General features: G+C 47.7%; 8 protein-coding genes and 1 other annotated feature. Of the genes, 2 read left to right on the forward strand and 6 right to left on the reverse strand.

Features of this window, described 5'->3' with window-relative positions; translation table 11 throughout:
* Positions 1-5: 5 nt before the first annotated feature.
* The 6 genes from trpE to ACZLMD_RS01550 all read right to left on the reverse strand — a co-directional run bounded on the left by trpE (position 6) and on the right by ACZLMD_RS01550 (position 9,113).
* Positions 6-1,463 carry an anthranilate synthase component I gene (gene trpE, locus ACZLMD_RS01525; protein ID WP_022306986.1) on the reverse strand — a complete coding sequence of 486 codons (1,458 nt, stop codon included), beginning with the start codon at positions 1,461-1,463 and terminating at the stop codon, positions 6-8.
* Positions 1,464-1,913: 450 nt separating this feature from the next.
* Positions 1,914-2,426 carry an acetolactate synthase small subunit gene (gene ilvN / locus ACZLMD_RS01530; protein WP_022306985.1) on the reverse strand — a complete coding sequence of 171 codons (513 nt, stop codon included), beginning with the start codon at positions 2,424-2,426 and terminating at the stop codon, positions 1,914-1,916.
* 17 nt (positions 2,427-2,443) lie between these two features.
* Complete coding sequence (gene ilvB, locus ACZLMD_RS01535) at positions 2,444-4,165, reverse strand: biosynthetic-type acetolactate synthase large subunit (protein ID WP_022306984.1); 1,722 nt, start codon at positions 4,163-4,165, stop codon at positions 2,444-2,446.
* Positions 4,166-4,232: 67 nt separating this feature from the next.
* Positions 4,233-4,509, reverse strand: a binding site (T-box leader).
* A 68-nt stretch (positions 4,510-4,577) separates the two neighbouring features.
* On the reverse strand, positions 4,578-5,345 hold the full coding sequence (locus tag ACZLMD_RS01540; RefSeq protein WP_118561716.1) for an SDR family NAD(P)-dependent oxidoreductase: 768 nt from the start codon (positions 5,343-5,345) through the stop codon (positions 4,578-4,580).
* A 109-nt stretch (positions 5,346-5,454) separates the two neighbouring features.
* The gene (locus tag ACZLMD_RS01545; protein WP_489495006.1) at positions 5,455-7,311 is read right to left on the reverse strand and encodes an LTA synthase family protein; all 1,857 of its coding nucleotides are present in this window, start codon (positions 7,309-7,311) and stop codon (positions 5,455-5,457) included.
* 17 nt (positions 7,312-7,328) lie between these two features.
* Positions 7,329-9,113, reverse strand: coding sequence for a S1C family serine protease (locus ACZLMD_RS01550; protein ID WP_489495007.1), 1,785 nt, complete (start codon positions 9,111-9,113; stop codon positions 7,329-7,331).
* A 206-nt stretch (positions 9,114-9,319) separates the two neighbouring features.
* Here ACZLMD_RS01550 and ACZLMD_RS01555 point away from each other — a divergent pair, with 206 nt between their 5' ends.
* Together ACZLMD_RS01555 and ACZLMD_RS01560 are read left to right on the forward strand one after the other, a co-directional pair.
* Positions 9,320-10,750, forward strand: coding sequence for an undecaprenyl-phosphate glucose phosphotransferase (locus ACZLMD_RS01555; protein WP_118561690.1), 1,431 nt, complete (start codon positions 9,320-9,322; stop codon positions 10,748-10,750).
* Between the two features lie 48 nt (positions 10,751-10,798).
* Positions 10,799-11,848 (forward strand): LCP family protein, encoded by a 1,050-nt coding sequence (locus tag ACZLMD_RS01560; RefSeq protein ID WP_489495008.1) that lies wholly within the window; start codon positions 10,799-10,801, stop codon positions 11,846-11,848.
* The last annotated feature ends 21 nt before the right edge of the window (positions 11,849-11,869 follow it).

Below are 11,869 nucleotides of genomic sequence, written 5' to 3' on the forward strand. Positions count from 1 at the left end.
CTCCATCAGTCTAGCTGATCACTTTCGTTTACTGCATTCATCACGGCTCTCGCCTTATTCAGGCACTCGTTGTACTCGCTGACCGGTACACTGTCTGCCACAATACCGGCTCCGGATCTGACAAATACCTTGCCGTTCTTCTTATAAGCGATACGGATCGCAATACAGGTATCCAGATTACCGGTAAAGTCGATATAGCCGATCGCTCCGCCGTAAATACCGCGCTTGTTATTCTCCAGCTCATTGATGATCTCCATCGCACGGATCTTCGGTGCTCCGGAAAGTGTTCCCGCCGGGAGAACCGCATCCACAGCATCCAGACTGCACTTGTCCTCACGGATCTTTCCGGCTACGGTCGAACCGATATGCATGACGTGTGAATAACGCTCAATGGACATATATTTCTCAACCTTGACGGAGCCGAACCGGCTGATCTTGCCAAGATCATTTCTTCCGAGATCGACAAGCATGTTGTGCTCTGCCCGCTCCTTCTCGTCAGAAAGAAGGATCCGCTCGAGCTCCTCATCCTCTTCCTGCGTCTTTCCTCTCGGCTTTGTTCCTGCTAACGGGAAGGTGTGAAGTACGCCATCCTCCAGCTTCACCAGTGTCTCCGGAGAAGCTCCTGCCACCTCCATGTCATCACTGCTAAAATAAAACATATACGGAGAAGGGTTGATCGTTCTTAAATGACGGTAGGTATTTAAGAGGCTTCCTTCATAATCTGCCTCCAGACGATTGGAAAGCACCACCTGAAAAATGTCCCCCTCATAGATATACTTCTTGGCTCTCTCAACCATATCGCAATATTCCTTCTCCGAGAATAAGGAACGAAACTCTGAAGTAATCCTGCCCGGTTCGATCGGTGTCGGCGTGCCGTGACGGATCAGTTCTACGATCTCATCCAGTTCTGCACAGCAGCGCTTATATTCTTCTTCGATATTTTCCATTCTGGCATTGGCGATCACGACGATCTTCTGACGGAGGTTATCAAATGCGATGACCTTGTCAAAAAGCATCACATCCACATCCTTGAAGCCCTCGGTATCCTCCGCATCCAGATTCAGCTTTGGCTCGCTGTATTTCACATAGTCATAGGAGAAATATCCAACCAGACCGCCGGTAAAGGTCGGAAGACCCGGAACCTTCGGACTTGTGTACTCCTTTAACAGTTCCTTGATTTCTTCCCCCGGATGCTTTACTGTCTTCGTGTGTGCGCTTCCGTTACGGATCGTCATCTTGCCGTTCATGCAGGCAATTTCCAACTTGGGATCGTATCCGAGGAATGTGTATCGTCCCCATCTCTCCTGATGCTCCACGCTCTCCAGCATGTAGCAGTGTCTGCTGACCCCCTTCAGGATCCGGAGTACCTCGATCGGCGTCCGGATATCAGAAAGGATCTCCCGGCTGACCGGTACGACCTTATATCCTTCTCCCAGTTTCTTTGCTTCTTCTAAAGAAATCATCGTTCCACCTCTTTCTTGTCTTTGTACTGCTGAGCGGAGCGTTTTTATGTTGTTCTGAAATACTTATAAGATAACACAAAAAAGTCCCTGACTATCACAGCTATTGTGATAATCAAGGACGGTAAATTCTATAACCGCGGTGCCACCTTGCTTCATGGTTTCCCACACTCTCAGCGAAATACAATCATATTTCCGGCAACTGACGTATGCCTGCACGTCATGAAATACTCGGAAGATCACTTCCTTTGACCATGCCCTCAGTGGTCCATTTAATGAATCGCATCTCCGCAGGTTCTCAGCAATCCCCGCTCTCTGTAGGCGCGTGCCTCATTTTTATCTCCACTTCAACGGTTTGAGATATTTGATTTGACTAATATTATACTCTGATTTTTTGATTTGTCAAATACTTTTCCGACTTTTTTGATATAGTATATATCCTATTTTTGCCGATCATCGTACGCAGGTAGAGATTGCCTCAATAGCAACACTGCCACCGCGCACAACCTCCACACGGTTGATGAACGTTTTCTTGAACAGCTCGATCATATCATTATTATGTGCTTCTGTCTTAACACATTCCACCAGCACGGTATTCTTGTCGTAATCGACGATCTCCATGCCGAAGGTCTGCACGATCCGGAAGATCTCCTGCTTATCCTTCTCACTGCAGCTGTTGACCTTAATGTATAAAAGCTCCTTCTTACGGATCGGAATGTCCGTAAAGTCAATGACCTTGATGACCTCAACACTGCGGTTGAGCTGTTTGATGATCTGCTCAAAGGTCAGATCGTCACAGGTCAGTCCGATCGTCATTCTGGAGATGGTCGGATCCTCCGTTTCTCCAACCGTCAATGTATCGAGGTTATAGTTCTTGCCGGAAAATAAACCGGACACCTTCGCCAGTACACCTATCTGATTTTCTACATATGCAGAAATCACTCGTTTCTTCGTTTCCATCGCCATTCTCACCTCTGCCTTTCCTAGATTTCCATGATCATGTTATCCAATGAATTGCCAACCGGAACCATCGGTGCCACATTTGCTTCCCGCTCAATGATAAACTCTAACAAAGTTGGTGCATTCTTGTGGGAGCGGGCAAATTCAAATGCTTTCGGAATGTCCTTCTCGTCTGTGATGCGCATGCCGTATGCATCGTAGCTCTCTGCCAGCTTGACGAAATCCGGACTGTACTTCGGACATTTCTTATTCGGATCCATACAGTTGTGCTGACAGCTTCTGCGGTAGGTCAGGCAGGTGCAGGAGTATCTGCGGTCAAATAACATCTGCTGCCACTGTCTTACGTTGCCGAGATATCCGTTGTTCAGAACGATCAGCGTCAGTGGAATCTCCAGTGCAACCGCCGTTGCAAACTCCTGAATGTTCATCTGCATGCCACCGTCTCCTGAAATCGCAAATACATCGGCATCCGGATTTCCAAGCTTTGCACCGATTGCTGCCGGGAAGCCGTAGCCCATCGTACCGAGACCACCGGAGGTTAAAAGCTGGCGGTTGCCTTCCAGCTCCAGAAACTGCGTGGTCCAGAGCTGATTCTGTCCAACGTCCGTCGCAACAATCGGACGCTTATAATTCTCGGCAATATAGCGGATGATCTTCTCCGGTGTCAGTCCCTCATAACGCTCCATCGTGATCGGATATGTCTGCTTCCATTCCTTGAGGCGATCCACCCATGCATCGATCTTTAACGGAGAGGCATATTCCAGGATCTTCTGAACCGCAAGCTTTGCATCTGCCACGATCGGCACATCGACGACAATGTTCTTGGAAATAGAAGCCGAATCAATATCAATATGTATGATCTTGGCATTCTTGGCAAACTCGCTGATCTTACCGGTGATACGGTCGTTAAAACGGGTACCGATGGAGAACAGCACATCACATTCGCTGACCGCATGGTTGGCTGCATAGCTTCCATGAATACCGATATTTCCCATGTAAAGCGGGTGACTAGTCGGGATCGCGCCCTTACCCATGATGGTCGTGATCACCGGCACTCCCGTCAGTTCTACTAACTTCTTCATATCTTCATTAGCACAGGCGATATTGACACCGCCGCCAAGCAGGAACAATGGCTTTTTCGCCTTTTTTAAAAGAGAGACTGCTTTCTTGACCTGACCGACATGAACGCTCTCGTTCGGCTTGTAACCGCGGATATTAACCTCCTCCGGATACTCCTCGTCTCCCATAGCCACCTGAATATCCTTTGGCAGATCGACAACGACAGGACCCGGTCGACCTGTGCGCGCAATATAGAAGGCTTCCTTAATGATGCGTCCAAGATCTTCTCTCTTTCTTACCGTAACCGCATATTTGCAGATGTTGCGGGTAATTCCGACAATATCAACCTCCTGAAAGGCATCGTTTCCCATCAGCCCTAAAGGCACCTGTCCGGTAAAGCAGACTAACGGAACGCTGTCATAGTTGGCGGTTGCAATTCCGGTGACAAGATTTGTCGCACCCGGACCACTAGTTACCAGACACACACCCACCTTGCCGGTGGATCTGGCATAGCCGTCTGCGGCGTGGATCAATGCCTGTTCATGACGCGGAAGGATCATCTCGATCTCATGCTCATCATACAGGGCATCAAACAGATCGACCGCCTGACCACCCGGATACGCAAACAGGGTATCTACGCCTTCTGCTTTCAATGCTTTTACAAATAACTCGGTTCCTTTAATCATTTCGTTACCCCTTTCCGTACAGGAGCTTATCGTTCCTGTAAAGTAAAAAAATCCTAAGCCATATACGACTTAGGACGAATATACTCCGTGTTACCACCTAATTTCGGAAAATCTGCTCTTTCTCAGATCGCTTCCGCACTCTGCCGGCACGCAGACACCGAATACCGTGTCTGATATACCGTTCCCCTGTAACGGTGGGAATCCGTTGGATGCTACTTGGGATGTGCTCCTGTTCGTTCCACTGCTCAGAGGCTACTTCCATACAACCGGAATGAGAACTTGCACCAACCGTTCTCTCTCTTAAAATCCGAAAAGTATGTACTCCTCCTCGTCCTCGCTTTTCACTTATAAATAATACAAAATATTACTCTTTTTTGTTGCCGCTGTCAAGTCAAATTGTCCGAAATCCTGACTAATGAACAAACATCATCATGAAGTCAGCAGGAAGGAATTTGGCAAGTACACGGAATCCCTTCATAAGCGGTCCGTATACGGAAACGCTTCTTCCATGCTTTGCATCTACCAGTGCCTGGTACACAACCTTATCTGCCTTTGCCATGGTGAGCTTCTTGTATAACCTGACTGCCTCATAGGTTTCTGCGATATCGAAAAATTCTGTTTTGACCGGTCCCGGACAGACTGCTGTCACGGAAATATCCCTTCCCTTCAGTTCGCAGCCAAGTGCTCTGGAAAAGCTGAGTACATAAGACTTGCTTGCCGCATACACTGCAAAGCCGGGCTGCGGCATAAAGGCTGCCGAGGATGCCATCTGAATGATCTGTCCTTTTTTCGTAATGTAAGGAAGTACAATATGTGTCACGGCGGTGAGAGCACGGCAGTTGATGTCCACCATACCGGTGCAGTCCTTCTCCTGCATCTTTCCGACCCTGCCGATCATTCCAAAGCCTGCGGCGTTGACAAGAATGCGCACATGTGGCTTCTCCTCTTCCAGCGTCTGCTTCAACGCATCGATGTCTTCCTGTCTTCCAAGATCCAACGCAAGGATCTTAACCCTGCGTCCCAGAAGCTTTTCCTGCAGCTCCTCGAGACGCTCCTTTCTCCTTGCAATGATCCAGAATTCCTGAATGCTTGGATAAAACTGCGCAATCTGAATTGCAAACTCTCTTCCCATGCCGGAGGATGCCCCCGTAATGATCGCTACATTTCCCTTTTTTCCCATATAATACCTCGTTTCTTTCTCAGCCCGCAAACTTTGGGCCGCAGGCACAAATTTGCCGTATGAAAAAACTTTGATATATGGTTTTTTCATACTTTCCTTAATCCTTTCATTATTTAGAAGTGCCGCTCAGTTGAAAATGATCGTCCTTCCGATTCTTTTCATCGAACAGGTAATTGTACTGGACAATGCGGTATTCCCTGATCCACTCCTGCAGCTTTTCGTCCGCCTCATCCAGATCATCCCATCCGTAAAGATTTCCCTGTCTGTCATAAAATCCATTTGCACTGATGGATGGTATGTCCTGATACATATCTAACAGAAATTTCTGAAAATCCGTCAGCTTAAGCCCCGCCGTTTCCATCATCAGTGTGGAAAGATAATTGATGGAGATCTTGTCGATCTGCGAGGACTTGATACCATAGTTCGCCCATATCATAAACGGAACCTGATACCGTTTCATGGCATCCTTCTGCGACAACTCATCCGGCAGCTCGCCCATGATATTTTTGTAAAAATAGTCCGGCAGATGCGGCTGATGATCCCCAAAAAATGCGATCAGTACCGGTTCATCCACCTTTTCAAAATACTCCAGCATATTCTCCAGAGCATCGTCAGACATCTTTATCAGAGAAAGATACTGCTCTGCCTCCGGCTGCAGGCTTATATCAGTCAGTTTAACCGGATCTGCAAATTTATAATCCCTGTCATCATATGCACTATGATTCTGCATGGTCACATTGAACAGACAGAGTGAGCTTCCTGCTTTCTTCTGCTCATACAACGATTCCAGCTTCTCGTAATCAGACTCATCGGAAATATATTTGCGTACCAGCACCGGATCCTTGAAATCATCGATGCTTAAAAACTCATCCATATGAAGCAGCGGATAAACCCTGTTCCGGTTATAGCCGGACGGATTGTACGGATGAACCGCGACTGTGCGGTCATAGCCGGACTGCGCCTTGATATTGCTGACAACGCTCGGCAGCTCATCGGTAATATATTGCAGATACGGGTTGCCCGGCAGAAATGCCTTGGTACACCCGGTCAGAAATTCAAACTCGGAGTTTGCCGTGTAACCGCCATAAACGGAGGAATCGGCATAACCCTTGATCGTGTTCTTACTCCGGCTGTTCCAATGGGAAAGATATTCCTGATCCGTCCGAAACTTTCCGAGCACACTCAGATCCGAAAAGGATTCATTCATCACCATAATAATGTTTGGTGATTTAGCAGAGCCCGCATGCGTTGCAAGCACGCTGTTCGTGGAGGAAGCGTCTTTGTAACGGGACAGGATCTCATCCGCCTTCTCCGGCGAATATCCGTCCGGCACCTGCACCTTTGCCTGACCTGCATTTGCCGTTACATAAAGCAGATATCCATATTCCGACATACCGATGCTGTGATCCCAGGTCAGATTGCTGACATCATCAAAAAAACCCGTTCCCAGATTGATCCACACGAAAAAAACCACGCCGACAGCCGTTCCCACGACACCGGCAATCCCTTTCCGAAGGCTGCACTTTCGCGAACGCGCCGGTGTCGCCACAACGCATAACACCAGACAGAGAAGCCCCAGCGAAAGTCCCAGCCACAGCTGCGGTGAACCGTGGTATTTGTACTCTCCTGCCACATTCGCCGCAGTGCGTACCGCATAGATATCCATGTAAACAATCCCGTAACCACGGAATGCATCTACAAAATAATTGGCAGTGCCCAATATCAGCACAAATACTCCTGACAGGAGAAAGGTCAGTCTCATCCAGCGTGTCACAGACACGAGGATGAGATTGACTCCCATCAGGAGCATGATATTTTTGATACTGTATTCCAGACCTATACTGCAGATGTCGCCGCCTAAGAACGTCTCAAGCGTAATATATTCCACAAAGGATAATACCACAAACAGGATTGTCTGAAACCAGTACCGCCTGCTTATTCTGTCCCAGAGCGATTCTTCGTTCATCGTTACTGCCTCTTTTCCTAGTTTCCAAAGCCCGGGAAGAGACTTCCCCAGCCGCCGGACGAACCATTGCCACTCTCTCCGTCATTACTGCCGGAGTCATCGTGTGATCCGCCGTTATTTCCGGAACCATTACCGGAGTTATTGCCGGAATTATTATTGGAATTCTGATCATCGGAGGAACCACTCTGCAGACTGTTAAGGGAGCTTGATCCCTGCAGTGTCACCTTGACCTTCTTCTCGACATAGCTTCCGTTATCACTTCTCTTTAAGGTGATCGTAACCTTTGTTCCCTTCTTGTAGCTGTTCGCCTTTTCCTTGAGACTCTCGATCGTTGTCACCTGAATATCGTTGATCGCTGTAATGATATCGCCCTGCTTGATGCCAGCCTTTCCTGCCGCACCATCCTTGGCTACCTCAGATACATAAACACCCTCCGGCATATTGAAGTTGCTTGCCTCCTCGGACACGGTCTTACCACTGATCCCCAGGTATCCCTTCTGGGCATCGGTCAACACTTCACGGCTCATCAACTCATCAATGATCGGTGTTGCCTCGGAGATCGGGATGGAATAACCAACACCCTCAACAGAGGAAGCGGCGATTTTGGAGGAATTGATACCAATAACCTCACCCTTCATATTTAATAAAGGTCCGCCACTGTTACCGGGGTTGATCGCTGCATCGGTCTGAATTACCTTCATCTTGCTGCTTTGTGAGCTTCCGTCCTCGCTCTGCTCTGTAATCTCACGATCCTTGGCACTGACATAACCAACTGTTACCGACTGACCATAGCCCAGTGCATTACCGATGGCAACAACCATCTCACCAACCTTGCTTTCGGAGGAATCTCCAAGCGCAGAGATCCGGATCGAATTTAGTGTTGACTTCTTCATATCCTTAAGCTTCACGGCGATCACGGCAAGATCTGCGGATGAGTCATTGCCCTTTGTCGTCGCATCGTAAACTTCCTCATCAATAAACTGTACGGAAATCGCCTTGGCTCCATCCACTACATGATTGTTTGTTGCGATCAGAAGCTCCTTGTCGTTCTTGCCAACGATAAAGCCGGTTCCTGCACTGACCTCATCCTGTCCCTGATAATACTGACCGAACAGATCATAGGATCCCTCGCCCTCTGTCGTGCTTGTAATGGAAACGATTGACGGCATCGTCTGCTGTGCAATACCGGATACGTCAGTGGTGCCAATGGCTGCTCCTGTAGCATTCGTATACTTGACATTATCGGTGGTGTAGGCGATCTGCTGTCCGCTTCCGGTCAGATTGACGCCAAGCACCTTGTTTGAAAAATAACATACGCCCTGAAAGCAAACTGCTGCTACAATACCAAATACAACCGCAAAAACTGCACATGCTGCCAGCTTCTTTCCATTGAAAAAGCTCTTTTTCTCCGGAGTGCTGTCCGCTGCGCTGCTATTCGTCCGATAAGCCGTCTCTGACGGTCCGTCGCTGCGTTCCTGCTGCTCTCCCATCGCTGTCCATCCCTCTCTCTGCTGTCCATCCGAAGGATCTGCGGACTGCGACTGTGTATTGTCCGTATGCGTATACCCGCTGTCTGCCGCATTGCTTTCCATGCTGTCCTGCTTCTCAGAAGCATCTGCCGTATTATCGCTTGCATGATAATCCCCGGAGCTTGTTGCCTCCGGCTTGTGGTCTCTGTATGAATAGCTGTAAACGGAGCTTTCCTGCTCCTTCTCCGGCTCCTGACCGGCTGCATCATTACGCTCTACCGGATTGCCATATTCACCCGTATATTCATTCGTATTCTGATTCTTTTCTTCCATAGTATGCAAACCTGCCTTTCCTTCTATTGAAAGAACCAATCTGTGTTCTTTCTCCCTCCATATCTATTGCATAAGTCTATCAATCATTTGTGACATACTTGTGAAAATAGAATAAAAATTTTGTTCCTTTTGTAAATAATATTGCGATTTGCACCGGAAACTATTATAATAAGGTGGTTCAAAATCTTTACAAAGAAGGTGATGTCGTGATAAAGGATAACCAAAAGCTGTTAAATCTGATGCATGTGATCGTGGATGCGATCATCATTGCTGTTTCATATATATTATCCTGGAGTCTGCGATTTGAGGATACATGGAGTCCGCTTGTGAAATGGCGAATCATCCCTGCACCGATCGGTTATATACGACCGCGTCAGGATTACATCAACATGCTTGTTTTTCTGGTTCCGTGTTATCTGATTATATATTATTTCTGCAATTTATACAATCCGAAAAGAACTGCCAGCCGCAGAACCGAGCTTTTTAATCTGATCAAGGCAAATCTGCTTGGTATCATTTACTGTGTTGCCGTCCTTTTCTTTATTAAACAGCAGGACTACGCCCGTCTTTTTCTGGGTATCTTTGCGATCATGAATCTGTGTATTGACTTCCTGTTCCGTATGACAGTCAACAAGATCCTCCGCAAGATGCGTAAAGCAGGCAAGAATCTGAAGCATATCCTTCTGGTCGGTTACAGCCGTACTGCAGAGGGCTACATCGACCGTCTCCGCGTTCATCCTGAATGGGGCTATTTTATTCACGGTATTCTCGATGATCACAAGAGCACAGAGGATTCCTACCGAGGCATTCCGGTGATCGGCAGCATTTCGATGCTCGAGGATCTGCTCAGCACCAACGCTTACGATGAGATTGCGATCACTCTCAGCATTGATGAGTTTTCCAAGCTGGAATCCATCGTGACGATCTGTGAGAAGGCGGGGGTGCATACCAAGTTTATTCCGGATTACAACCATGTAATTCCAACTAAGCCATATACAGAGGATCTGGATGGACTGCCGATCATTCACGTGCGTCATGTTCCGCTCAGCTCTTCTTTAAATAATGCAGTCAAGCGGTCCATTGATATTTTCGGATCACTGTTTGGTCTGATCGTACTGGCGATCCCGATGGCGATCATTGCATTGATCATCAAGATCACTTCACCGGGTCCACTGATTTTCAAACAGGAGCGAATCGGTCTTCACAACAAGGCATTCCAGATGTACAAGTTCCGTTCCATGAAGGTACAGGATGCCTCCGAGGAGAAAAAGGCATGGACGGTCAAGAATGATCCCCGTGTAACTCCGATCGGAAAGTTTATGCGTAAGACCAATATTGATGAGCTTCCACAGCTTGTCAATGTCCTGCGTGGTGATATGAGTCTGGTCGGTCCGCGTCCGGAGCGTCCGTTCTTCGTCAAGAAATTCCAGGAAGTAATTCCACGCTATATGATCAAGCACCAGGTTCGTCCGGGCATGACCGGATGGGCTCAGGTCAACGGCTACCGCGGGGACACCTCCATTGCTAAACGAATCGAATGCGACCTTTATTATGTAGAAAACTGGACTCTTTGGCTTGATTTCAAAATTTTGTTCCTGACGTTTTTCGGTCGGGACGTCAACAAAAATGCATGTTAAACCAACAGTCACGATGTTTGTCGGCTGAGAAAGGAATGCAGAATTATTATGGATAGTTATCGAAGCCGTGCCGCACACAACGAGCGCGTCAGACGTAAAAAGCAACGAAAAAAGCATATCCGTATTTTCATTTTGATCCTCCTGCTGTTTATTATGGCAGGAGTATTTCTGATTCTGTCTCTTGTGAATAAGATTGACGAGATCAAGAATCATCCGCTGGAGCAGGTTTCCCTGAATGAGGGACTTTCCGATCCCAACATGAAGGATTTCACGAATATTGTAGTATTCGGTGTAGATTCCCGTGCCAATGCCCTTCAGGAAAATACACGCAGCGACTCGATCATTCTTGTCAGCATCAATAACAAGACACACAATGTCAAGCTGACCTCGATCTTCCGTGACACCTACACACGTATTGACGGTCACGGGTATACGAAGATCAATCACGCTTATTCCTACGGTGGACCGGATCTTGCCGTCAACACGATCAACCAGAATTTTGATCTGGATGTGCAGGATTTTATCACGGTCAATTTCAGTGCTCTGTCCAATGTGATCGATGCACTTGGCGGGATCACTCTGAACATTCACAAGAACGAGCGCAAGTGGGTCAATGCTTATGCCAGGGATGTTGCAAAGATCAACGGCACATCCTATGAGAAGATCAAAAAGCCCGGAAAGCAGACGGTATCCGGCGTACAGGCGACCGGCTACTGCCGTGTCCGCTATACAAAGGGCGGTGATTTCACCCGTGCCGCACGCCAGCGTCGCGTCATGAAGGCACTGATGACAAAGGCAAAGCACAGCAGTCCGTTAAAGCTCTACCGCGTTTTGAATGAGATGCTGCCACAGATCTACACCAGTCTGACGACACAGGAAATCCTGCAGCTTGGCGTGTATCTTCCATTTTACGACATCAAAACAAGCAGGGGATTTCCGTATAAGTTAGATTGCCACAGAGCATCTGACGGCATTTACTATGACTTTCCAACCACATTGACATCCAACGTAACGACGCTTCACAAGAAGCTTTTTGACACAAAAAACTACACACCAACCAAAACAGTCCAGGAAATTACAGCCGGCATGGGATATTGATCCGCTGCCGGCTTTTGTCAA

It is taken from the genome of Jutongia sp., from assembly GCF_057878315.1.

Excerpts from the sequence above, each read along its gene's own strand:
- trpE (WP_022306986.1), bottom strand. The coding sequence starts at position 1,463 with ATGATTTCTTTAGAAGAAGCAAAGAAACTGGGAGAAGGATATAAGGTC.
- ilvB (WP_022306984.1), bottom strand. The coding sequence starts at position 4,165 with ATGATTAAAGGAACCGAGTTATTTGTAAAAGCATTGAAAGCAGAAGGC.
- ilvN (WP_022306985.1), bottom strand. The coding sequence starts at position 2,426 with ATGGCGATGGAAACGAAGAAACGAGTGATTTCTGCATATGTAGAAAAT.
- ACZLMD_RS01560 (WP_489495008.1), top strand. The coding sequence starts at position 10,799 with ATGGATAGTTATCGAAGCCGTGCCGCACACAACGAGCGCGTCAGACGT.
- ACZLMD_RS01545 (WP_489495006.1), bottom strand. The coding sequence starts at position 7,311 with ATGAACGAAGAATCGCTCTGGGACAGAATAAGCAGGCGGTACTGGTTT.
- ACZLMD_RS01540 (WP_118561716.1), bottom strand. The coding sequence starts at position 5,345 with ATGGGAAAAAAGGGAAATGTAGCGATCATTACGGGGGCATCCTCCGGC.
- ACZLMD_RS01550 (WP_489495007.1), bottom strand. The coding sequence starts at position 9,113 with ATGGAAGAAAAGAATCAGAATACGAATGAATATACGGGTGAATATGGC.